The following is a 23,773-nucleotide window of genomic DNA, read 5'->3' on the forward strand; positions in this document are numbered from 1 at the left end:
TCATCGTATTGATTTGAACAGCTTCTCCAATGGAGCACCATCGACTGTCTACCTTGTTCCCATGGCTTCCGCGTGAGTACTGATTATTTAATGTTAACCTAGAGCGGATGCGGAGGCAAATGTGTATCATTCTCCTGATCGCCCTACAGGGTCGGAAAAGGAAAGGCATCCTCCGTATGGGCCGCCCACTGCAGTAAACGCTGATGCAGCGGCTCCCTTATGTGATGATAACGACGAATATGCGCCAAATTAACCTGCTCATAAGGGTCATCGTTCAAGTTAAACAGCAGCCATGGCTGCTGCTCCAGCACTACATATTTCCATCTGTCACGTGTTACAATCCCCCGGAAGGGCCGATCCATGCCATCGCGCACATTGGATGGAACGACCAGACTCAAATAGGCGCTGTCAGGAGCCTCCTGCTGCTTTCTATGGACACGTCCCGTTACGATTCCCGAATAATCGTAGCCTTCCATCCCTCCAGGTGTCGGTATCCCGCACAAGCCAAGCGTCGTCGGAGCGATATCGACATGGTTGATGAGTGCATCTGTCACTGCAGAAACACCTGGCAGTCTATCTGGTCCTCCTATAATAAAAGGGATACGAATCGCTTCCTCCCAAGGACAGCTTTTGCGGAATTGTCCATGCGAACCGTGCATGTCCCCGTGATCACTGAAAAACACAATGTAGGTATGCTCCTTAATTCCCAAACGATCCAGCGCTTCGCGGATTCTACCCAGGTTCCAATCCAGTCTCTCGACAGCCGCATAGTAGCCGGACAGCTCCCGTCCCGCCTGCTCACGCACCCATCCGACGTCCGGAACATTTGGACGAAACAGGATACTGTTAGCTGGATGCCTTCGCAAGTCTTCTGCTGGAGCCTCGTAAGGAGAATGCGGGGGCTGGACGGATAATGCCGCGAAGAAAGGCTTTTCATCGTCTGTGCGTGTACGTTTCTCGATCCAGTTGATCAATAAATCCGTTAGTCCATCCGTTTCGTAGCCTGGTACCCGGAACGATTCCGTGGTACTGTCCTCACGGTCCGTATGCACCCAGCAATCAAAAGGCTTGTTGTTATTTTCATAGGCAAACCAATCCTCAAAGCCGCCTCGGCGGTGATTAGGAATGATTCTAAGTGAATCTTTGGACGGTTCCTCCACGGATTCCGCGTTCCCTTGATTTCGTCCAGCTAAATGCCATTTGCCAATCCAGCAGGTGCGATACCCGTTCGCCTTAAGCGAGTGTGCAATCGTAGGGATACTTTCCGGCAGCCCATCATGATTTCCCCTGATGCCGGATCTGTGGGGATAAATGCCGGTCAGCAGCGCACCACGAAAAGGTGTACACCAAGGTGTTCCCGCAACAGCACTGTTGAAATGAACACCCTCCTGTGCAAGCCTATCGATCTCTGGTGTACGTACATTCGGATCTTTGTTCAAGCCCAATGCCTGAGCCCTTAGCTGATCGCCAAATATCCACAATACGTTCGGTTTCTTCAAGTAAACTTCCCCACCTCTACAGCGGATTCGCTTCGTTTATTTATGACACATGTGCGTTTTTATTTGCACGCCTGCTTGAGCTTCTTTAACCATTTGGAGGCAACCCCGGGAAGCTCGGAAGCAAGATTCCGCCGTTCGCCCGGATCGGCTTCCAGATCATACAGCTCCTGCAGATCGTTATAATTTTCAATATATTTATATTTCTTGTCGCCAATCATACGACCGTTCAGCAGCTCACTGATTTGGTAGGACTTGTGTTCGTCCGTCTTCCCGTTCAGCAAAGGAAGCAGTGATTTGCCATCAAGGGCGTTCCTGCTGTAATCCAACTCGGCCCAATCGAGAAAGGTCGGATGCAGATCCGTTAATTCGACCAGAGCGTCGCTTACCTCACCCTGACGTGAGGACCGTGGGTCTGCGATAATAAGCGGTACCCGCAGCGCACCTTCATAGAACACCGTCTTGAGGAACATGCCATGATCGCCCAGCATTTCTCCGTGATCCGCGCAAAACACGACGATTGTATTGTCCGTGAATCCACGCTGGTCAATCCGCTCCAGCAGCTCCCCGACGCAATCGTCGATAAGCTGGATGGCACCTGCATAGTGCTGCTTGACCTTTTGCAGCGCGTGCTCTGTCATATTACCTGATTGGCGCTGCACGCGTTCGGCAATCCATGATGGCTTGCCCTCAGCTTGGCCTTCACTGTCAGACGAATACACATTGTCTGCGTATCGATCCACATAAGCAGCAGGCGCATCCCATGGATTGTGCGGACCGACGAAGCTGACGAACAGATGCCATGGCGCATCATCAGGCACTTGCTCCACAAATTTGCAGGCCTGACACCCGATATAGCTGTCATGGAAATGCTCTGGGGGCAGGCGGGTAGCTTCTGTATGCCATACCGGTTGACCCGCACGTGACCTGCGCTCTTCCAAAAACGTTACCAGCAGACCCTGCTGCTGCAAATACGACTGGTATGGACCGGCTATTCGAAATTCTCGCAGCTTGCCCTTATCAGCTGCATTCGGCTTGGAGGCACTGGCAGCAGCGGATCTGGAAGCATCTGCTTCGCCAGACTTGGAAGCATTTCCTTTGCCCTCCGTTTCGTGCGGGTCCGTAAAACCAAAGTGATACAGCAATGGCAGATCTCCGTCCAGGCCGTAGTAATGATCCGCCTTATGTAGATCGGTTTTACCGACTACACCTACGCGGTAGCCTTCTTTACGAAGCACCTGATAATACGTGGGAGCGCCTGCGGGGTAATTGTGCTTGTTATGCAGCACCCCGGTCCGGTGCGGATATTGCCCGGAAGCTATGGAAGCCCGACTCGGTGCACATACCGGACTGTTGCAGGCTGCACGGGTGAAGCGAATTCCCCGGGCGGCCAGAGCATCGATGTTCGGCGTGTGCACACCAGCCTGACCGGCGCAGCCAAGCCAATCTGCCCGATGCTGATCAGTCATAATGAGCAGCAAATTAGGACGCTTCGATGCGCTTGACAAGGTCATTTCTTGTTCACCTTTTCATAAGCTGACGTAAATTCTGCTGCCACTTTATCACCGCCGTTTTTACGCCATTGCTCCAGTGCTTGCTTCCAGCCTTCCTCGTCGATTTTTCCCATCACAAATTTGGTTTTGGCATCCTCAATCAGCTTATCCAGCTGTCCACCTTTTTCCGAATACGTATCGGAGATAAGTGCTTCCGCTGCGTTGGGAACAGCGTATTTCTCATTATCCTTGTTGAGCTGCTCACCCTTGACGACCAGAGCTGGATCATTGCCCTGGAGCGCTTTGCCCGCTTCTACTGCCATCAGCTTCTGATAAGGCAATACCTCTTTATTATAAATTTTCGCATCGATGTATACCGGCTTGCCATTAACCTGCTTGTAATGCTTACCCTCTAAGCCCCATTTGAACAAGGTCGCCATTTCCGGCTCCGCCAGCTTATCAAAAAACGTCAATATTCGCTTTAGCTCTGCTTCCGATTTCACGCTCGATTTAGGAAACGAGAAAATACCGTTGGAACCGTTCTCCGCCTTGGTCGGTCCTCCCTTAAGGTCCGGCAGCCTATTGAACATCCCGAGCTCGACCTGCGGATTGGATTTTTTCATTTGCTCCTCCAGCTTGAACGCTGTGTCTGTAATATTGGACAGCATCCCCCCCTTTCCTTCGGCAAAGGCAGACTCCCAGGCGGACTTCTCCATAACTGCAAAATCCCGATTTATGAGCTTCTCATCATACAGCTTTTTGACAAACTGCAGCGATTGCAAATAAGCATCGGTCGAAGGCGCATAAACGAGCTTGCCGTTCTGTACCCCCCATTCGTTAGGCGCGCCGAGCCAAATGGCTGCACGGTCTACGATACCAAGACTTTTGTATTCAATAAATCCATACGTATTATCCTTGCCATCACCATCCGGGTCCTTCGTTGCGATTGCCTTCAGAACGTCATAAAATTCATCGAGAGTTTTGGGCTCCTTAAGCCCCAGCTTCTTGAACCAATCCGCACGATAGGTTATAGCAGCCCGGCTTACCGGACGAACAGCGGGCAGACCGTAAACCTGACCATCTAACGAAGTATTTTGATAAATCAACGGATTAATTTGCGATAGGTTCGGATAGCTTTTGATATAGGTGGTTAGATTCCAGAATGTGTCACCACGCAGCGCGGACACCATGTACGGCAGCTTCATCTGACTGTTCGTTACGGAAACGACCTTAGGCAAGCTTCCCGAAGCAACCATCACCGGCAGCTTTTCTTTAATATCAGTCAGCCACTGCACTTCGATTTCACTGTTCGTATACTTCTCAATCGCTTTAACCACTTCATTGCCAGGCTGTGGAGCTTCCCCGATAAAATTAACAAGCACTGATAGCTTAAGCGGCTCTGTCGTTGCAGGTGCAGTTCCCGCTTTGGCTGCATCCGTGTTCTTATTGTCGGCCGTAGGACTGCAAGCGGTCAAAGCTCCTGCCAGGCACAAAGTGGAAAGCACCGCTGCGGTTGTTTTCTGTACGCCTGTTTTCTGTATACTCATTTTCTGGAAGCCGGTTTTCGTGATATTGCTCATTTCCTCCTTTACAGTCGCATGTTCTCTGGTTGTATGCTTCTCACTCATCTGTAATTCCTCCTTCTTCATGTTCAATGTCTCCCCCGGTTGTTCCAGCTCGTTGTCGCATGTGCCTTGTCCAGTTGCCAATCATAAGGAATGGGCAGCAATTGACCGTTCCTGGCATGTGGGTCCCCGTGCTTCTCCAGCCAGTCGGCCAGGCGGCTTCGGCTTAATTCCAGCATGGAACGATAAGCCGGGTCATCGCTAAGATCGTGGCATTCGGACGGATCACCCTGCACATCAAACAGCAATTCGAGATCTTCGTCGCTAAACCAGATATATTTGGTTTGACCGTCAGTGAGCCCGAATACCGTTCCGCAGTTACCGCACGTATACTCGCGAAGCCGCCCTGGATCACCCAGCAGTTGCGGTACGAGGCTTCGTCCCTCCACCTGCTCAGGAACAGGTATCCCGCAGGCCTCCAGAATAGTCGGCATCACATCCATCAAGGCGACTGGAGTTCCCTTATCGTTCTTTCCACGGGTGACACTCAGACCGGCTTCGTTATCCCAATGTTTGGGGGGCCGGATAATGTACGGAATGTTTGTCGAGCCGCGGAAGAAATCGCCTTTGGCAAATGCGCCATGATCGAACAAATTATCTCCGTGATCGCTCGTGAATACGATCAATGTCTTATCGAGCAGCTTATGCTCACGCAGGGTGCCGAGCAGCACTCCAATACTGCTGTCGATATGCGTGACAGACGCCGCGTAGCCCTTCAAGGTTTGCTGCACCATAAGGGGATGCTGCCGCCACTGATCGTAGTTGTGACGCAGCTGTAAATAACGTACTCGGTTCGGCAGCTTGTTATCGACCCAATCTCCCCGCACCGGCTCCGGCATGACCGCATCGCGATACAGCTCGTAATAGCTTTGCAAAGGGGAGATGGGAGGATGCGGCTTATCGAATGACACATGTAGAAAAAATGGGCGGGTCGGATCACGCCGCTCGATGAATTCCATTGCTTTCTGGGCTGTCCAATGCGTCGAGGTAAACCGTTCGGGAAGCGGCTCCATCCGGATGCCGTATTCATTATTGCCAAGCCCATGCGTGTAGCGCATATGCCCCCAACCGTTATCGTCCAGAAACTGCTCATAATCGTCCTTCCAGGTGACATGATCCCGGCGGCCCTCCTCATTCAGCTGAACATCCTCAAATCCGATCCGATTGCGCTTCGGGGACGTATGGAGCTTTCCCGCTGCAAATGTCTGATATCCGCTGCGCGTCATCAGCTCAGCCAGCTTCGGTCCCTCTGTAAAGGGCTGGGTCTCACGATTTTTGTTCATTTGGATTCCATAGGAGTTCAGACCCGTCATCATAATCCTTCGTGCAGGCACGCAGGTTGGGCACTCGCTAAAAGCAGCCTGAAAGTTGATTCCTTCATAAGCCAGCTCATCGATCTGTGGCGTCATCACGACAGGGTGCCCGTTCACACCAAGCCAATCGGCACGCAACTGGTCACAGCTGATCCAGACGACATGTGGTCTTTCGATTGCTGATAACTCGTATTTCATTGACTTCTTCTCCTTTTATAAGCATTTCTTGTTAATTGAGGCTGAACACGCACATAGGGGATTATCAGCCTTTCACCGAGCCCAGCAGCATTCCTTTGGCAAAATGCTTTTGTAAAAAAGGGTATACCAGCATGATCGGAATGGTCGACACCACAATAACAGCCATCCGGATCGACTGAGGCGGAATCAGCTCCTGGGCAAAATCAGATGAATCGCCAATACTGCTACCTGCAATAATGATCATCTTCCGCAGCAGCACCTGCACAGGCCATTTTTCCATGCTGTTGATATACAGAATCGCATCCACATACTCATTCCAATAATGAACGGCATAAAATAGGGCAAACGTCGCCAGAGACGGTGCCGAGAGCGGCAGCGCCACGCTCATAAATGAGCGAAAATCGTTACAGCCGTCGATCTTCGCTGACTCCTCCAGCCCTTCAGGCAGCTGCTGGAAAAAGTTTTTCATGACAATCAGGTGAAACGCATTAACCGCAGCAGGCAATATCAGGGCTGAATAGCTGTCGATCATCCCAAGGCCCTTCACAACAAAGTAGGTGGGAATCATCCCCCCGCTGAACAGGATTGTGAATAATGCCGCAAACAGCATGCCGCGTCTGCCATCCAGGTTTTTTTTCGACAGTGGATAAGCCGTTAAGGAGGTGAGCGCCAAGCTGAAAGCCGTGCCACAGACGGTTACACCAATGGAAACGAGCAGGCTGCGAACCAGTGTAGGCGTCGAAAATAAATAGCGGTATGCCTCCAACGAGAAGCTTGAGGGAACGAGACTGCCTTGTAGGGAAAATGAATGGACCAGGACAAACAGGAATGGAAATACCGATACACAGGCAGCAGCTATCAAAAATACGAGATTGGCGCTATCAAACAGCAGGCTCGGCCAGCTGCGTTCCTTCAACATGGTCAATACACCCCCTCTTCACCGAATTTTTTGGCCAGATAGTTGGCAGCAGCCACAAGAATAAGACCGACTCCATTCTTAAACAGATTGACTGCCGTTGTGTAGCTGAACTGGCCTCGCTGCAAACCTACCGTATACACGTAGGTATCGTAGACCTCTCCGACTTCGCGGTTCAGCGCGTTGAGCATGAGAAAAATTTGCGAGAAATGAGAGTCAAGAAAATGACCAAGCCTGAGGATAAGTAAAATAACGATGGTGCTCCGTATGGCTGGAAGCGTAATATGCCAGGCTTGCCGCAGCCGGTTCGCACCATCCATCCGTGACGCTTCATACAGCGCCGGATCAACGCCCGAGAGTGCAGCGAGAAAAATGATCGTGCCCCAACCTGTCTCTTTCCAGATGACCTGCGAAGTCACAAGTCCTCTGAACCAGCCCGGCTCCATAAGAAACTGGATTTCCTGGCCTCCCAACTTCTGAATCAGTACATGGATCAGGCCGCCTTCGGTGGTAAACAACACATAATAGATTCCGACAACCACAACCCAGGAAACAAAATGGGGCACGTAGAGCAGCGTCTGAACGAGCCGCTTGAGCGCAGCCTTACGAACCTCATTCAACAGCAGCGCGAACAGGATCGGCAGCGGAAAGAAGAACACGATATTGTATACGCCCAGCACGACCGTATTGGTAAAAAGCTGCCAAAATTCCGGTTCTCCAAAAAAACGATAAAAATGCTTGAGTCCAACCCATGGACTTCTCCAGAAGCCAAGGTGAGGCTTATAGTCCTGAAAAGCCATCAGTACGCCCCACATGGGCGCATACTTGAACACCGCAAAATAAATAAATCCCGGCAGCAGCATTGCGTACAATATTTTATTTTTACTAAATCGCCTGAGAGCTTTCATCCCTATCCTCCGCTTATCCATCTCGTTGTTTGCTTTGTCAGGTCTGATTATAGGCAGCATGCTGTTACGCCGTAAACATCCACGATATAACCACTTTTCCGAGTGGAATCAGTGGGTTAATCTAAGGTAGACAGCCGAGTATCCATTTCACACATCGTCGGAAATCTCGTCTGGCTGGAACGCAAACAAGCGGCTTCCTGCCGGAAGCCACTATATGACAGCAGTAGCCTAAGCCGGACTGCCGTCCGATGCACCACCACTATCCGCTATGAATTAATAGGGACTGACGCAGCTCCCTCATCCTTGGGCTTTACCGCTGTCCTCGCATACATTTTACGATAGTCACCCGGAGTCATCCCCTCCATATTGCGGAAGTAGCGGATGAATGATGCCGGACTGTTGTAATGCAGACGACTTGCGATATCACTGATTTTCATATCCGCTTCCTTGAGCCATTGCTTGGATAAATTTAACCGGTATTGCGCCATATAATCACTGAAGGAGAGACCGCATTCCTTCTTGAATACCCTGCTGACATAATTCGGATGAAAATGAAGCCGGGCTGAACAGGCTTCCAGCGTCAGATCGGTCCCCTCATGCTCGTGGATCATATGGATGATGGCCTTGACCAGACTCTGCTGTGTCTCCTCCATCCGTTTAGCGAGCAGCTGAATGACTGGAAGCAGTACCTCAGCGCGAAACCATCTTTCCTTTTCTTCCATGGGACCGTCCTCACTAAGCTTTTCTATTGCACGCTTATCACTGAACAGCAGCTGCAGGAATTCGGCCTCCTCTTCTACAAGCGATATCATATTGAACATAAGCCTGAGCACCATATGCCGGTATTGTCCGGAGCTGATGTTGTGATCCGCAAAGTAACGAAAGAACGATCGCAGCCAATCCACTGCCCATTCCGTTTGGGATAACCGCACCGCTTCCAGCAGCTGGCGTTCCAGATCATGTGGATATTCGGCCACACGCTGTACACGATCCACCTGCGCTTCCTCGTAATGATGAATGCCACCCGGACCGAGCGGCATTCGGTATCTCAGCACGTCCATCGTTTCCGCATAAGCTCTGCTCGTTTCATCCAACAAATTGAATCGTCTGCTGACACCCAGGCTGACGCTTACATTCAGCCTTTGAATCGTGGTCTGCTGGATGATTCTGCCCCATCTGTTCAGCTCTTCTTTCCATTCCTGCTCACCATACGAAGGATTCATCAGCAGAATACCCAGAGATTGCCCCAACGGTACCGTGCTGATGAACAACTGCTCGGGTAATAACCCTGACACCAATAGGCTGATCGAGAGTATAATCAGATCATGATCCCGAATTTCGGAGTCACGTGACTCCGCTGCGTCCAACTGCAGGACGATAACCGTCAGGCCTTCCCATTGCGAGGAAATATCAAGCAATCTTCTTTTCTCCTCGGTTTCCATCGGACGCAGCTGCCCTGTGAATAACTTTAAGGCAAAAAGCTCCTTGGCCTGCGGGAGAACTGCAGCCATATCTGTACGTATTTGGGATTCTGCGCTCAGCAGCCGCGCAATTCTGCGTTCCATAAGCAGGAATTCATCCTGTACACGCCGACCCTCCGGCTCCGCTATAGCTTGATCCGTTTGCTCCAGCGTTTCGAATAGCTTTTTGACCGGATTGTACATTTTTTTCGAACCAAACCAGACTATAAGAGCCGTTGCACTCAAAAGGATCAGGCATACCAGCAGTGTCATCCATCCGATGGTACCAGCTTCGCTCGGCTTTTCGCGGGTGAAAACCGACCATACGTAATACCAGCCTGTGTAGGGCGAACGCATATAAGTGACTTCCTGTGTGGACACGCCACTCGTGCGGAAGACTCCCTGCATCTCGCTTCGTATCGCCAGCTCGTTCCTCAGCTGCTGGGGAGCCGATATAGGCTCTATAGCCTCACCTGCTGCTGTCGACTGCAGCGTGCCCGTGCCGGATGACTTCCAAAGCTGCTTCATATTGGCATCAAAAATTTGGCTGGCGTGAAAGGCATCATTACCGCTTAGTTGTCGAATGATTCCGTTCAGGTCGATTTCCGCAACCAATAGACCGCCAGGACGCATAGACGTGAGAGGCAGCTTTCGGATGAATAGCAGTGTAGAAGTCGATTCACCCGACTTTTCCGGGACAGTCAGCCAGGTTGAGGAATTTGGAAGCGTCGCATAGTCCAGAAACCGTTCCTTATCCGCTATTTGGCTAAAGCGCTCCAGACGATTCTGGTCAATCATCCAATCATAATCCAAATTAACCAAATACAATGCACGAACAGCTGAATTCGTCGAGCCCAGCTTGCTTAACATACTGGACAAGTTCTGATAGGCTTTATAATCCTCCTCCGTTAACGGCTGCCGCATCCGCTCGGTCACATCAGGCGATTCTGCAAATTGGATCATGCCAAAATCCAGCTTGGCCAGCATATTATCCATCTCGCTTTTCGTCTGTTCCAGCCTTTGTGTATGTACCTGCTTAGCCTTGCTTTCCAGCTCATCCGCAGATAGTCGATACGATAAATAGCCTAAAATCAGCAGTGGAACCGCAGCAAGACAAAATGTAAAACCGATTAAACGGATCATATATTTAGATATACGCATACGAACACCTCCCCTCACTACCTTGTTCAAACCTGAGACAATCAACACTTTTCTTATACCAAGTATTATACTTTGAATAGTATGATTTTCAAATACTTTTCTTCAAATTGTATATTTCCATTAATCAGAGCTGTCTATCAATCACAGCCAACCTGCTATTTCATAGCATTCATAGGTTTTGCAACCATAATATATATGTCAGTAGATTGGCCGTTACATATTCTATTTAACTTTCATCTACTGTTAATAGAACTGAAGATTTCTTTCGGTTTCAATGCAGAGTAAAGGAGGTGAGAATATGGCAATTATTAAACCCGTCTATACGGCAACCTCCACGGCTCCGATATCGAGCGGTGGCGCCATCGATACAACTGTCAATCCCGTTGTCTCCCGTTTCTTTGCGGCAATTGATGCCGGAATGATAGGTGCTACAGATATTACAATTCCCGCAGCCAGCTTTGTTGACGATGCTGATGGTCCGGTTGTGGCTTTACCAGCTGTCACTGTAAATGATTACTATAATGTTTATATTAATGGTGTTCTTCAGCAGAGCGCATTGTCTACGCTGACAACAGCTAGCCTTGTACTGGCAACAATCGATATCTCAGTAGGGGTACCTATCCTATTGGAGATAGCAAACTTCGGCACCGTAACTTCTACAATTGCTACTCAACCAACCATTTCAGCTCCCACTATCACAATCATCACGTAATTGGAATTACAGCCTATAACCTGGCCGCTGGCCAGGTTTTTTTGAGTTCACACCGACTCTTCCATAATAAGGTTCATCTTAAATGTGCGATAAATTCACCCTTTCTTCGCACGATTGCCGAATATAGTGTAATATGTAAGAAGATCATCAGATCTGAAATTGGATAGTCTAGGGGATGCAGATATGGCTAAGGATGAAATATTTTTAACACCAGAGGGACTTCGTAATTTGGAGCTTGAGCTGGAGGATTTAAAAACGGTTAAGCGCAAGGAATTAGCCGAGCGTATTAAATTAGCAATCAGCTATGGCGATCTCAAGGAAAACAGTGAATATCATTCTGCGAAAAACGACCAGTCGTTCATGGAAACCAGAATAATAACCATTGAAAGAATGCTAAAAAAAGCCAAAGTAGCTACCAATGTGGACATATCAACCGTTCATGTAGGTTCCATCGTTATCCTGAATGACGTTGAGTTTTCGGAAAAAGTTGAGTATAAAATCGTAGGTCCTTCAGAGGCTGATGTAGCCGAGAATAAAATATCTTACGAAAGTCCTCTCGGTGGTTCTCTCATGGGTAAATCGGTTGGCGATATCGTTAGTGTCAATGCACCTGTAGGCGTCATTAAATACGAACTGCTTGAAATCAAAGCTAATTAATTCCCTTCTATTATCTATACAATTAAATAGCAATAACTAAAAGGGCAGCGATTCATTAGCTGTCTGTTTGGTTTTTATTCCCCATTATTGTATAGCAAAGGAGCGACCAATGAAGCTGTTTCAAATGAAATCAAACCCTCATGGAATGGATCGAATGGCACTTTTTCTTAAAGACCATTTTGTATGTATAGGCTGGCCGGGCATCGGGGATTTGGACAACATCAGCACATCCGAGCTGGAGCGACGGCTTGTCCTGGCTTATGATATGACGGATACAGATATAACCGATCCATTAGACGAAATCAACTGCTTTGTGCACATGATGCAGGATGGTGATTATGTGCTTGTGGCCCATGAACAAGTGGTGTATCTCGGGGATATAGGCGATTATTATTATGTTGAGCAGCATGATAATATCGATGAGGGATTGTGCCATAGAAGAGGCGTTACCTGGTTGAACCGGATACCCCAAAGCGAGTTGAATAAACAAGTTCAAAGCTTATTAGAGCATAGGGAAGCAATCACACCTTTTGAGCAAGATTTGAGAACAGCCGGATTGGATAGGTGGCTGCCGAATCATTTGAGAGTCGTTGAACATACAGAAGCTGAGTCAAATATCCTTGTACAAAGTGTACCCAAGGTCATCATAGACAATGACACCCTTGAGCAAGCTATGAGTGTGTTGAAGGAAGCGCTCAACAGCGACGATCCCGTACGCAGGGAAAGAGCTGCTATAGCCATTTTGCAATACGCAGCACAAACCGGGAGCGGACTGTAAACCAACTGTATCGGTCGGTTTTCCGGTATTTCTCATCTTAACGCATCCAGCCAGAGGTGCTATACTCTTACAAGAGAAGAACCTACTGTGCACTGCCTACAATATATAAACAGATAAGGCAGACGCGGAATAATTTACGGATAGGAAGAGATACACATCATGAGTTCAGCAATAAACCAAGCCCCATCGTCACACAAGAAGGGACGATTTCCTTTACCCCTTTTATGTCTGACTGCGGGTGCTTTTGCCATCGGTATGACCGAATTTATCATTATGGGTCTGCTCCCTAATGTCGCCAATGATCTGGGAGTCACGATCCCGCAGGCAGGCCAGCTCATTACGAGCTATGCTCTCGGAGTCGCTTTTGGCGCACCTTTGCTCACTATATTTACCCATAAGGTTCCCCAAAAGAAATTGCTCATTCTGCTCATGTGCATTTTTATAGTGGGTAACGCCTTGTCTGTAGTGGCCCCTTCATACTATCTGCTGATTGCCGCACGGGTGATGACGGCCTTCGCTCACGGTACATTTCTTGGTGTCGGATCCATTATCGCTGCTCGACTTGTTGCGCCAGAAAAGCGGGCCGGAGCGGTATCCATGGTGCTGGCCGGATTAACCATTGCCAATATTATTGGTGTGCCGTTCGGAACCTTCATTGGTCAGCAATTGGGCTGGAGAGCTTCATTCGGTGCCATTACCATCATGGGAATTATCTCCCTGATCGGCATTATCAAATTTATTCCTGTTATTCGCCAGGAACATGTACCGAGTCTTGCCAAGGAATTCCGCAGTCTGATTAATCCCCAGGTACTGCTGGTGCTGGTGACGGGCGCATTCGGATGCGCGAGCCTGTTCTCCGTATTCACCTATATTACACCTATGCTGGAATCGATCAGCGGCTTTGCCGAGCATAGTGTAACCTGGATTTTGGTTTTATTCGGATTTGGAGTCACCATTGGCAATATGCTTGGCGGTCGACTTGCCGACTGGAAGCTAAAGCCGGCTTTAATAATCAACTTTGCTGTGCTGGCCGTCATTCTATCGCTGTTGACCGTTACACTATCGAATCCGGTGCTGGCTGTCATTACTATCTTCCTCTGGGGAATCGCAGCTTTCGGTATTATGCCCGGTATCCAGATCCGTATTATGAATTTGGCTCATGAAGCCCCTCTGCTTGCAACAACCTCAAGCCATTCAGCATTGAATTTAGGTAATGCGAGCGGAGCCTACCTGGGCGGCGTGACTATAACCTATATGGGACTGTCCTCTGTTCCCTGGTTGGCAGCCTGCCTTGCCGTTCTCGCTCTGGGCGGCGTTATTCTAAGCTTTGGTCTGGAAAAGCGGCGTAGCCAGTTAGTCGCAGTTCAATCATAACTCTGCTCATCTCATTACGAAGACCCTACGATGCATGCATCGTAGGGTCCTTATATAACGTGGGAAGCGATTGCGTCCGATAACGTCCGTTCAATTAGTACATCAAGACATTATAAATTTTCAGTTAGCCGCAGAATATTGAAGTTTCCAGCTGCTAGGGAATTTGACCTGAAAACAATCGAAACCATCTCGATCGTTTCATCCTTTTTAGAGAGCTCATGGTAAATCAACTACCTTTCGGATTGACATAGGTTCATGCTTCTTCCGTACGACGTTTGATTCATTATTACCACTTCCCACTACTTTTCATTACCCTGTTCAGTAAGAAGTGAAACATAGCAAATCCATTTCACTTATACTTATGCCTTTTCCTCATAACCAGCTTGATTAACGATTTGAGTTACCTGTTCTGTTGTCGATTTTATGAGAGCGGTCGCTTCGTCAGAGGTGATCTTGCCACTATTTAAACTATTGTTAATTGGTGCTTCCACGAGACTTAACAGTTGACTTGTAAAGCTCGCGGATTCGTTCATTTGCTGTGTTGCCAAGTCCGCTAGCGACCGCCCATCATGAAGATCCTCTTGCAAATCACTATAGTCGACATCCAATATAGAAGATGCCAATATAAGGATTTGATTGAGCTTTAAGTCAGCCCGGGTTGCAGCGGGAATCGACATATCGATCGGTGAAGAGATGGATGAATCCTCGCTGTCATCATCTGCAAACACTTGCTGTGTGAATGAACCTCCAAATCCTCCGACCAATAATGCCGCTGCTACCGTTCCTGCCATCATACTTTGCTTCCATTTACTCATGGCTCTCTCCACCTTGTCTATATAGTGTCAACCGAGAAAGGAATTGCTTATTCCTTATGTACTAAGAATAAAATTCCAACCTGAAGCGTAAATGAAATTCAGCTGATTTCCTGCTATATTTTTCCTTAAATTAACATGAAAATTCATTCTGTAAAGGGACAACCGTCTAACTTTTATCAATTCCGCTCGATGGTTTCAATGCAAACCGCAAGGCGCGGCTGATCAATGATTTCCGGTAAATCAAAAAAATGACAGGCGGGAACATGAATCATGTTCTCAACTGTCATTATGTAAAGGTGTATAAAGGTTTCGGGACGCTCGGCTTTACTATTTGTTTAGTTCCTGCTCAACCTCAAGCGTATCTCCAGGAGCCATAACCTTCCCCTTCAGTCCGCGTGTTTCCAGCAACGATACGAACGCATCGGCATCCTGCCTGATAGCGGGGAATGAATTGTAATGAACAGGAACAACCAGCTTCGCCTTGTACCATTCTGCAGCCTGCAATGCATCCTCAGGCCCCATCGTATAATGGTCACCAATAGGAACCAAAGCGACATCAATACGATTGCGGTCGCCGATCAACTTCATATCGCCGAACAATGCGGTATCTCCGGTATGTAATATCGTTAAACCTTCCGCATAGATCAAATATCCGCCAGGTGTACCCCCATACAGAATCTGCTTGTTTTCTTCATCGACGATACCCGACGTATGAAACGCCTGGATCATTTTCGCCTTGGCAAAGCCCAGGTCGACGGTCCCGCCCATGTTCATGCCTATCGTTTTTACACCCTTCCAGGACATATAGGCTGCAAGCTCCACATTCGCCACAACCGAACAATCATTGGCTTTGGCTATCGGCTCCGCATCCAATATATGGTCTATGTGGGAGTGTGTCAGAAGAACGGCATCCACCTTGATATCCTCAGGCTTGGCAGTAGCGAGTGGATTGCCGCTGAGAAAAGGATCGATAATTAACGACTTTCCGTTGGTAATGATCTGGATGGCAGAATGACCATGGTAAATGATTTGCATCGAACTTCGACTCCTCATGATTTCGATTTGACTGGGAGAATGCTTCCAACAATCCATCTTAATTGTGACACAAAAAAGCAGCCATTTGCAAGATTGCTGCTTTTTTTGTATGTATCCGTTTGGAAATCCCTCTTATTCCTTACTGCTTACTGCTGATCTGATATTGTGCCTTGTCCAGCCATTCCTGGCTGAAGGTAACGCCCCATCCCGGTCCGTCAGGAATGGCGACCTTACCGTCCCTGGCCACCGGGAACGTTTCATAAAAGCCTTGTGCCCAGCCCGGTTCCTCAATACTGAATTCCAGATACGGTCCAGCGTTGGGCAGGGCCCCCATCAGATGCAGCGTGAAAATCGTTACCATCGACAAATTGGCGGCATGAGGCGTGCAGGGAATTCCGGCTGCCTCGGCCATTTTGGCTACCTGAAGCGTTCGGCTGATGCCCCCTGCATAGCAAATATCCGGCTGTACAATATCAACAGCTTTCATCGCGATCATCCGTCTGAATTGTGCCAGATCGGTGTCCTGTTCTCCGCCGGACACAGGGATCGTTAAAGCGTCGGCAACCTCCGCGGTCCATTCCAATTCCGGATATGGGCACGGCTCTTCGAAGTGCCCGTAGTTATATTGCTCCAGCAAACGGCCGATCTCGATTGCCCGTTTTGGCGTGAACCCGCTGTTGGCGTCGGCGTGGATGATCGTTTGGTCACCCAAAGCTTTCCGAATGGTCGGGATGATGGCTTCGGTGCGTCCTGGCCAATGGTCAACATCGTTGCCGAAGTTTTCCCCGATCCGGATTTTGAATGCTTCGTATCCATGCTTATCCTGAAGCCTCAGAAGCCGCTCCGCCTCCGCCTCAGGCGTTATATTACGCTTCATGCTGGATCCGTATACAGGCAGCAGCCGCGGCTTGCCTCCCAACAGCTCGCAGACGCTTTTCCCTTCCCGTTTGCCGCGCAGATCCCATAACGCCGTATCCAGGCCTCCGACTGCCCGGCAAATATAAGAACCCGGGAATTTGTGCTCGCCTGTCACAACGCGGTCGACGAGTCCATCGATATCGTCAGCATCGGCTCCCAGCGCATAAGGAGCGACCTGCCGATGCAGCACCATAGCCGAGATATCGGCTTGATATGGAGCAACTTGTCCGTAACCTTCCAATCCGTCCTCAGTCCGTACACGGACAATCCCGATATGCTGTGTGCAAAAGCTCTCTATACTTTTGATTTTCAAAGTGTTTACCTCCTAATTGGGGATAGCTTACGTACTTATAATTTCAATCGCTATGGGCTCGATATATTCCTGAAACCGCTCCTTCACATGACCGCTATTCACATCGCCCTCATGCACGTAAATCCGCTGCCGTATGTTCAAACTATCGCCACCCTGCAGTGTCTTTCCTCCCGAGAAATGAAAGTTCGCCGATGTAAAGGCTCCGGCATCCCGCACAAACCATTGCGACGCGTACGTTTCATTGTCCGGGTGTACAAACATCGCGATACCTGCATCGATGTGCGTCTTGTGGGGAATGCCGTTATCCCAATCCACATTAACCAGCTTGCCGCTGTAATCGACCCATTCAGTTACCGTTCCAAAAATTCCCTTTTCCTTGGTATTTCCGCTGGCAGCCGTCAGCAATCCGGTATGGAAACCGTTAATTTGCTCATTGACCCGAATGAACGGGAAACCGCCTTCTTTGGTGCTGCCAAAAACTACATCGCCATTTACCGCATGAAGCGATGTGTGAAGATCCAGGTATCTGGTCTCTCTCGGCATATTATAAATACGAACACTGCGCGTCTCCTGCAAAAGGAGGCCACCATCCTCATCCAGCCAATCCACAAGCGATGTAATTTGCCCAAAAACAGGTCCTCCAAACAGCGCCAGGAACTTGCGGTGGGTCTGCCGCCCTTCTCGACGAAATTCATGGTATGCCTTATGCCCATTGACGTCATCATGTCCCCACCACAAGCCGTGGTGATGCAAATGATCATCCGGTGCATCCTGAATCAGCGTATGCCCCTTCGGTCCAATCAATGGGTAATAATAAGGCTTGGGTACAAACGGAGAGTACATATAACGTGTAGTCAAACTGCCTTCTATGCTCACGATAACTCTTGCATTCTCTTCTTGATGATCGAGGAACACCCCATAAGTGTTCCGCCATGGATTATATTTTCGATCCTCAGGCACAGAAACTTGTTTGGCTTTCTGCATAAAGATCAAGCTTAATTCGGTAACACTGCTGTCGGCAGGCCATTCCTTGATCAACACATACAGCGCGTGCTCCGTATTCGTACCCTCCGGTGTTGCGGACATCGACTGACTATTTAATTGACATGCGAATTCCAGACCAGAGGCTTCGTCCTGCAACCAAATATCCATATCACTGGACTCTTGTACAAGCTGTTGATACGTTGATGTGTCCAGCTCCAACCGGGTTACTATGGGGAGCAGCATACTGGCACTCGGGATCAGCCTTACCTTGAAATCAATCGCCATTGTGATCATCCACCTCCGCTTACTTGTATAGGCCTTGCTGTGGACAGCCCAGCCATTCGCTGATTATGTGTCTCAGTTAACCGCCGTTACTTGATTCCCGCCAACAAATACAATATCTGCAGCGACCTGCGGACGAAACAGCTCCCAGCTGAACAAAGTTTCTCCCAAATGCATCAAAGGCTGCTTCTTATAACGGGATTTCGTCACATCGATCAGATCCTCCCAATGCTTCGCTGCGTAGGGCGCCTCCAGCCAATGCTGTGCATTTCTGCGATCATCCTCTTCACCAGTCTTCTCATACAGCGCATAGCAGACTCCGGCCCGGAGCTTGGCAGCCAAATAAAGGCTCAGATACGCCCATGCCTCAACATCTGCTGTCTCAGAGCTGAGTGCAGGCGTGGAATCGACTATGGTGGACAGTGCCTTAAGCCCCTCATGGGCATCCGCCTCCAACGTATCCGCTAATTGCAGCGGTGTAATGAAGCCGTCCATCGATTCGCCGTTTACCCAACGGTCTGCATAATCACGAAGCGATAAATACGCAGGATCAAAGGTTTTGCTTTCCAGCAGGTCCTTCAAGGAAATAAATGCCTCTCCCGAATTGTACTCAGTCCGATTGGTCGCGATAAAACCTTCGGCATATAATGTGAAATCCCACGTAAATGAGAAAAAGGAACCGAGTGCCATTGGCATTTTACAAACGGATGAAAAGGCTCGAAGCAAATGCTTACCTGCCGATTCCCCATAACGTTGACTGATTTCATTTTGAAATACCGTGTCAGGTGTCGAAGGATCGTATAATAATCGGCCCCACAGCATGTAATACAGCCAGTGCTTCTCAAATGCGTAGGTCCAGCTCATTTGCGGGCTGTCCTCTACATGGGAATAATCCTTTGCGGGTATGAAACACTCGGAACCCACGTAATAACCACCTACATAGTCATGAATATTTTCTGCCAGATGCTCTCTGATAAAGTCAGGTTGTGCCCAGCGAAGCGTGAAAAAGTCTTCATTGCGGATCATCCACGTAATTTTGTAGTTGGTCGGAGGCGGGTTCCAGTAGCCCTCCATGCCTTTGGAGCCCCCATGCGTCAGCAGCAGCTTCGAAGACGAATAGGAGTGGGACCAGTTGAATTTGACCTCAACCCAGACCGGCTCAGGCATAAAGCCGTTTTTTTCGATAGAGGTTCTTGTAATAAGCGGGTCTACGGAAAACGGCGCACGATGAATAAATTTGACAGGTCTGCCGGCGTTCTTCATGCCTTCATAATAAACCTCCTCGATCCACGTTTGCCTCGCCTCGGGAGCCATATCGTCCATTCGTTCTCCGAGAGAAATGCCAAGTCCGGCCAAATCGGGATACTCATCAATCATCTGGGTAACGCTTTCGCGAGTATACTGTTTAATCTGTTCGGTTGAATAAGCATCGCCGTAATAAAATTGCAGATCATCCACGGCCTGCGCATCATAATGCTCTTTAAACGCCTCCGATACGAAAATATTCCAGTTGATCACATACGTTTCGATACCACGATCTTTGGCCATCCGAAACAGCGAGGTCCAATATTGCTTCCACTCCGTCAATTCCTCATCGGAAAAAGGAGTTGCTTTGGGGAAATGAACCGATCTGACCATATAAGGAAAAGGGTGAAGATTCCAAAGCGTCAGCACATTGTAGCGGTTGACCGCCATCATATCGAGAAAGCTTTGCCAAAAGCTGAGATCACGAACGGTTTCATGCTGCAAATCAAAGCATGCATTCATCCGATAGCTGGACCAGGGCAGATTAAACTTGAGTGCCCGAAACGCCAATCTGGCATTAGTGATACATTCAGGGATAAAGGACAGCTCCAGGTGATCACGGAGCTGCTCGGCAAGCCCCAATACGCCATACATCGCTCCCGACTCATCACGAGCGAGAATTGCAAGAGCCTGCTGGCCTTGATGCACAAATCGGCGTATTTCGAAGCCTTCGGCAAGCACAGAGGTATCCACTGCCAAACCGAGCATAGCAGCTTCTTCCTCCGAGCTGGTGATGGCGATATGTACATGTCCCGGACGATTCAGCTCTCCGGTTTCATAGGTCTCCCCTACTGCCAGAATCGCTTCCTTTAACTTATCGACAGCAAAGCATACTTGAGGCGAGGCTGTCCGAAACGCTACGGCGATAGCCATTTGATGATAACTCCCTTCAATCCTGTTGTGGTTATACAGCTTAAGTTTCAAAGATTTCACAAGTATATTCGGTGGCATATGACTGATCAGGCTGCAGTTCGCGATAAGTACCGTGCTCCAGGGAATGATCAAAATTGGCAAATGCATCATTGCTCGGCTCAATGCCGATCGTATACATATCCTCGACATTGTTGCTCCAGTAGCGGATAAATGGAAAAGCATCCAGCTCCCAACGGAGTTGAACGCCTACTTTCTTATCCCGGTTGATCAGCTTCACCCAAGGCTCCTGGATATGCGTCAGCACCGTAAATATTTGCTCATTGGCTAACCTCGGCAGCACTTCCTGAAGATTTCTGATGGTACCGTCGGGTAACGTGATCCGGTTAATCGGTTCCTCAAAACGGCTCAAGTCTTTTGCAAATGCACTTTCATATTGCCTTGCATGAAAAGCGATACAATCTGGATATTCGATGTACACGCGTTCATTTAGGAACTGACCACCAAACGCCGCATGCTGCGTCCATGTAAATTGTACGGCTGCCGTTCCCTTATTACGAATTCGCTGCTCCACATACAGACGCGAATCCCCCTGCTTAATCTTAAATGTTTTTTCGATGAACAGCGGAACATCCGGCAATTGGACGAAGCAGCGGATGCTTGCACATTCAGCCGTATTTTGTTCAACTTCATACGCCCAAGGAACTGTTGCTGCGATGCCGCCGGTGTCCTGCGTAATATCCAAATCCAAATATCTGGCTCGATGGGGAAGGCAATCCTGCCAACCGCCCGTGAACAGCTCCGAATAATTGTTCAATCTGTGCTCAGCCAGATTTCTATGCTCAAACCGATCAAGCCCGTTGTTCGTTTTCAGAAGAATGTCCATATCTAATGGCTTGTATATGAACTCAAATATATCAGCCCCCTTACTGACTAGAATACGGACCCGCAGCAGTTCGTTTTCCAAGGTGACTGTCTTTATTGTAGATATAACCGATTCACGAATTGTGCACCGGGAGCTAATGGACATGTTCAAGCCCCTCCTCAATAACATACCACATTTTGGGTGCAATGGGTCACGTTTGTTTAAACATCGACAGCTCCCGAGACGCCGGAAAAATCTCGTCGAGCCGTTTCATCGTCGTGACGTCCAGTTCGATTTCGACAGAACGCAGCGTTTCCTCAAGCTCCTGTACGCTGCTTGGACCGATCACAGGAGCGGTTACAGCCGGGTTGGCCAACAACCACGCCAAGGAAATATTGGCTTCCTGCTCTCCGAGCTCCCTGCACAGTGCTGAGAATTGCTCCATCTGCGAACGATGATTTTCCAGCAGCATCTGGGCATCGACAGTGAGCGGTCGGATTGATGGCTTACTGACATCCACAGCCAGCAGCCCTCTGGCCAGTGGGCTCCATATCGTAATGCCAATGCCAAGCTCCCTCGCAGTTGGCAGTGTATCTGTTTCTGGAAATCGGTTCAGCAGGTTGTACCCGTGCTGCTCGGAAACAAGGCCCATATAATGCCGCTCCTGCGCGGCGGATTGGGCACGCGTCAAGTCTCTTCCGGCAAAATTGGAAGAGCCAATATAGTCCACCTTGCCTGACCGGACAAGGCCTTCGAAAGCCTCCCACAATTCTTCCCACTGCACATGCCTGTCAACATGATGCATTTGGTACAGCTCAATATGATCGGTTTGCAATCTTTTCAGCGATGCTTCGATATGACGGCGAATTTTGTACAAGGACAAGCCCTGTTCCTTATTCGGGCCGTCAAGCTCATCCTGCTCGAATACACGACCAACCTTCGTGCCAAGCACAACCCGTTCACGGCGATTGCCGCCCTGCGCGAACCAGCGGCCAATGATTTCCTCGGCTCTGCCGCGGTGGCCGATTCCGCCATATACGTTGGCAGTATCAAAAAAATTAATGCCTGCATCCAGAGCTGCATCCATAATTTTAAACGCTTCCTGCTCTGGAATGCTCCCATATTCCCCTTCTTTTGTTGGCAAGGAACCAAAGGCTGCTGTACCGAGGCACAGCCGGCTTACCCTTAACCCCGACTTTCCCAAGTAACCGTATTTCATTGCTCATACCTCCCCGCCTTTAAGTTTGTTTAAACATGGACAGCTCACTCGTGGCCGGAAAAATTTCGTCCAGCCGTTTCATCGTTGACGCATCCAGTTCGATTTCGACAGAGCGCAGTAAATCCTCGAGCTCCTCCACCGTACTTGGACCGATTACCGGGGCGGCTACAGCCGGATTGGCCAGCAGCCACGCCAGGGAAACGTTGGCTTCCTTCTCACCCAGCTCTCTGCACAGGTCAGAGAACTGCTCCATTTGCGAACGATGGGTTTCCAGCAGCATCAGCGCATCATCTGTCAGTGTCCGGGTGATCGGCTTGCTCACATCCGTGGCCAGCAGCCCCCTTGCTAGCGGACTCCATATCGTAATGCCGATACCAAGCTCCTTAGCGGTCGGCAGCGTATCCGTTTCCGGAAATCGGTTCAGCAGGTTGTACCCGTGCTGTTCGGAAATAAGGCCCATAAAATGCCGCTCCTTGGCGACCGATTGAGCACGTGCCAAATCTCTTCCGGCAAAATTGGAGGAGCCGATATAATCGACCTTTCCTGACCGTACAAGGCCTTCGAACGCCTCCCACAGCTCCTCCCATTGCACATTCCGATCCACGTGATGCATTTGATACAGCTCGATGTGATCGGTTTGCAGCCTTTTTAGTGATGCTTCAAAATGTCGGCGAATTTTGTACAACGACAAGCCCTGCGCCTTGTTCGGGCCGTCAAGCTCATCCTCCTCGAACACCCGGCCCACCTTCGTCCCGAGTACTACCCGTTCCCGACGGTTGCCTCCCTGGGCAAACCAGCGTCCGATAATCTCTTCGGTAATTCCGCGATGACCGATGGTTTCCCCACGAAGTCTTACTCCGCCATAGACGTTGGCCGTATCAAAGAAATTAATCCCCGCATCCAAAGCTGCATCCATAATTCGAAACGCTTCCTGTTCACTGATACTCCCATACTCTCCTTCTTTCCCTACCTTGCCGCCAAAGGCTGCCGTACCCAGACATAACCGGCTTACCCTTAATCCCGACTTACCCAAGTAACCGTATTTCACCGCAATCCCTCCACGAATAGAATACATT

The 23,773-nt window shown here is 49.2% G+C and carries 19 protein-coding genes; 4 read left to right on the forward strand and 15 right to left on the reverse strand.

The features are described from left to right. Positions 1–143: 143 nt before the first annotated feature. The 7 genes from OB236_RS02890 to OB236_RS02920 form a co-directional block, all read right to left on the reverse strand. Positions 144–1,499: a sulfatase family protein gene (locus OB236_RS02890; RefSeq protein ID WP_262682632.1), complete on the reverse strand. Its 1,356-nt coding sequence runs from the start codon at positions 1,497–1,499 to the stop codon at positions 144–146. A 59-nt stretch (positions 1,500–1,558) separates the two neighbouring features. Further along, complete coding sequence (locus tag OB236_RS02895) at positions 1,559–3,010, reverse strand: sulfatase family protein (protein ID WP_262682633.1); 1,452 nt, start codon at positions 3,008–3,010, stop codon at positions 1,559–1,561. Beyond that, on the reverse strand, positions 3,007–4,617 hold the full coding sequence (locus OB236_RS02900; RefSeq protein ID WP_262682634.1) for a type 2 periplasmic-binding domain-containing protein: 1,611 nt from the start codon (positions 4,615–4,617) through the stop codon (positions 3,007–3,009). The genes OB236_RS02895 and OB236_RS02900 overlap by 4 nt, the downstream gene beginning before the upstream one ends. 23 nt (positions 4,618–4,640) lie before the next feature. Continuing rightward, the gene (locus tag OB236_RS02905; RefSeq protein WP_262682635.1) at positions 4,641–6,125 is read right to left on the reverse strand and encodes a sulfatase-like hydrolase/transferase; all 1,485 of its coding nucleotides are present in this window, start codon (positions 6,123–6,125) and stop codon (positions 4,641–4,643) included. A 64-nt stretch (positions 6,126–6,189) separates the two neighbouring features. Continuing rightward, positions 6,190–7,044 (reverse strand): carbohydrate ABC transporter permease, encoded by an 855-nt coding sequence (locus tag OB236_RS02910; RefSeq protein ID WP_262682637.1) that lies wholly within the window; start codon positions 7,042–7,044, stop codon positions 6,190–6,192. 2 nt (positions 7,045–7,046) lie between these two features. Next, a complete protein-coding gene (locus OB236_RS02915) occupies positions 7,047–7,949 on the reverse strand; it encodes an ABC transporter permease (protein WP_262682638.1) in 903 nt (300 codons plus the stop codon). A 266-nt stretch (positions 7,950–8,215) separates the two neighbouring features. Further along, positions 8,216–10,570 (reverse strand): AraC family transcriptional regulator, encoded by a 2,355-nt coding sequence (locus OB236_RS02920; RefSeq protein WP_262682639.1) that lies wholly within the window; start codon positions 10,568–10,570, stop codon positions 8,216–8,218. Between the two features lie 298 nt (positions 10,571–10,868). Between OB236_RS02920 and OB236_RS02925 the strand changes: the two genes are divergently transcribed. From OB236_RS02925 to OB236_RS02940, 4 genes are all read left to right on the forward strand, one after another. Then, positions 10,869–11,282 carry a DUF4183 domain-containing protein gene (locus OB236_RS02925; protein WP_076229576.1) on the forward strand — a complete coding sequence of 138 codons (414 nt, stop codon included), beginning with the start codon at positions 10,869–10,871 and terminating at the stop codon, positions 11,280–11,282. Between the two features lie 183 nt (positions 11,283–11,465). Then, complete coding sequence (gene greA / locus OB236_RS02930) at positions 11,466–11,939, forward strand: transcription elongation factor GreA (RefSeq protein WP_076229575.1); 474 nt, start codon at positions 11,466–11,468, stop codon at positions 11,937–11,939. Between the two features lie 109 nt (positions 11,940–12,048). Further along, entirely contained in the window at positions 12,049–12,717 is a 669-nt protein-coding gene (locus OB236_RS02935) for a hypothetical protein (protein ID WP_262682642.1), read from the forward strand. A 159-nt stretch (positions 12,718–12,876) separates the two neighbouring features. Continuing rightward, positions 12,877–14,091: an MFS transporter gene (locus tag OB236_RS02940; protein WP_262682643.1), complete on the forward strand. Its 1,215-nt coding sequence runs from the start codon at positions 12,877–12,879 to the stop codon at positions 14,089–14,091. A gap of 359 nt (positions 14,092–14,450) precedes the next feature. On the opposite strand, the gene OB236_RS02945 is transcribed toward OB236_RS02940, so the two are convergent. The 8 genes from OB236_RS02945 to OB236_RS02980 all read right to left on the reverse strand — a co-directional run bounded on the left by OB236_RS02945 (position 14,451) and on the right by OB236_RS02980 (position 23,745). Beyond that, positions 14,451–14,906 carry a hypothetical protein gene (locus tag OB236_RS02945; protein ID WP_076229572.1) on the reverse strand — a complete coding sequence of 152 codons (456 nt, stop codon included), beginning with the start codon at positions 14,904–14,906 and terminating at the stop codon, positions 14,451–14,453. Positions 14,907–15,233: 327 nt separating this feature from the next. Beyond that, positions 15,234–15,941: a metal-dependent hydrolase gene (locus OB236_RS02950; protein ID WP_076229571.1), complete on the reverse strand. Its 708-nt coding sequence runs from the start codon at positions 15,939–15,941 to the stop codon at positions 15,234–15,236. A gap of 139 nt (positions 15,942–16,080) precedes the next feature. Then, on the reverse strand, positions 16,081–17,172 hold the full coding sequence (locus OB236_RS02955; RefSeq protein ID WP_262682644.1) for a mandelate racemase/muconate lactonizing enzyme family protein: 1,092 nt from the start codon (positions 17,170–17,172) through the stop codon (positions 16,081–16,083). 27 nt (positions 17,173–17,199) lie between these two features. Continuing rightward, positions 17,200–18,441 carry a DUF6807 domain-containing protein gene (locus OB236_RS02960; RefSeq protein ID WP_262682646.1) on the reverse strand — a complete coding sequence of 414 codons (1,242 nt, stop codon included), beginning with the start codon at positions 18,439–18,441 and terminating at the stop codon, positions 17,200–17,202. 72 nt (positions 18,442–18,513) lie between these two features. Further along, positions 18,514–20,616 carry a hypothetical protein gene (locus OB236_RS02965; RefSeq protein WP_262682647.1) on the reverse strand — a complete coding sequence of 701 codons (2,103 nt, stop codon included), beginning with the start codon at positions 20,614–20,616 and terminating at the stop codon, positions 18,514–18,516. Between the two features lie 40 nt (positions 20,617–20,656). Further along, a complete protein-coding gene (locus OB236_RS02970) occupies positions 20,657–21,643 on the reverse strand; it encodes a DUF4432 family protein (RefSeq protein ID WP_262682648.1) in 987 nt (328 codons plus the stop codon). Positions 21,644–21,689: 46 nt separating this feature from the next. Continuing rightward, entirely contained in the window at positions 21,690–22,697 is a 1,008-nt protein-coding gene (locus tag OB236_RS02975; RefSeq protein WP_262682649.1) for an aldo/keto reductase, read from the reverse strand. 19 nt (positions 22,698–22,716) lie between these two features. Next, positions 22,717–23,745 (reverse strand): aldo/keto reductase, encoded by a 1,029-nt coding sequence (locus OB236_RS02980; RefSeq protein ID WP_262682650.1) that lies wholly within the window; start codon positions 23,743–23,745, stop codon positions 22,717–22,719. Positions 23,746–23,773 lie beyond the last annotated feature (28 nt).

This window comes from Paenibacillus baimaensis (assembly GCF_025567575.1).

What these genes read in the sequence shown, in the direction of transcription:
- OB236_RS02970 (WP_262682648.1), bottom strand. Translation starts at nt 21,643, where the DNA reads ATGTCCATTAGCTCCCGGTGCACAATTCGTGAATCGGTTATATCTACA.
- OB236_RS02965 (WP_262682647.1), bottom strand. Translation starts at nt 20,616, where the DNA reads ATGGCTATCGCCGTAGCGTTTCGGACAGCCTCGCCTCAAGTATGCTTT.
- OB236_RS02910 (WP_262682637.1), bottom strand. Translation starts at nt 7,044, where the DNA reads ATGTTGAAGGAACGCAGCTGGCCGAGCCTGCTGTTTGATAGCGCCAAT.
- OB236_RS02895 (WP_262682633.1), bottom strand. Translation starts at nt 3,010, where the DNA reads ATGACCTTGTCAAGCGCATCGAAGCGTCCTAATTTGCTGCTCATTATG.
- OB236_RS02950 (WP_076229571.1), bottom strand. Translation starts at nt 15,941, where the DNA reads ATGCAAATCATTTACCATGGTCATTCTGCCATCCAGATCATTACCAAC.
- OB236_RS02920 (WP_262682639.1), bottom strand. Translation starts at nt 10,570, where the DNA reads ATGCGTATATCTAAATATATGATCCGTTTAATCGGTTTTACATTTTGT.
- OB236_RS02905 (WP_262682635.1), bottom strand. Translation starts at nt 6,125, where the DNA reads ATGAAATACGAGTTATCAGCAATCGAAAGACCACATGTCGTCTGGATC.
- OB236_RS02925 (WP_076229576.1), top strand. Translation starts at nt 10,869, where the DNA reads ATGGCAATTATTAAACCCGTCTATACGGCAACCTCCACGGCTCCGATA.
- OB236_RS02945 (WP_076229572.1), bottom strand. Translation starts at nt 14,906, where the DNA reads ATGAGTAAATGGAAGCAAAGTATGATGGCAGGAACGGTAGCAGCGGCA.
- OB236_RS02940 (WP_262682643.1), top strand. Translation starts at nt 12,877, where the DNA reads ATGAGTTCAGCAATAAACCAAGCCCCATCGTCACACAAGAAGGGACGA.
- OB236_RS02960 (WP_262682646.1), bottom strand. Translation starts at nt 18,441, where the DNA reads ATGGCGATTGATTTCAAGGTAAGGCTGATCCCGAGTGCCAGTATGCTG.
- OB236_RS02975 (WP_262682649.1), bottom strand. Translation starts at nt 22,697, where the DNA reads ATGAAATACGGTTACTTGGGAAAGTCGGGGTTAAGGGTAAGCCGGCTG.
- OB236_RS02900 (WP_262682634.1), bottom strand. Translation starts at nt 4,617, where the DNA reads ATGAGTGAGAAGCATACAACCAGAGAACATGCGACTGTAAAGGAGGAA.
- greA (WP_076229575.1), top strand. Translation starts at nt 11,466, where the DNA reads ATGGCTAAGGATGAAATATTTTTAACACCAGAGGGACTTCGTAATTTG.
- OB236_RS02915 (WP_262682638.1), bottom strand. Translation starts at nt 7,949, where the DNA reads ATGAAAGCTCTCAGGCGATTTAGTAAAAATAAAATATTGTACGCAATG.
- OB236_RS02935 (WP_262682642.1), top strand. Translation starts at nt 12,049, where the DNA reads ATGAAGCTGTTTCAAATGAAATCAAACCCTCATGGAATGGATCGAATG.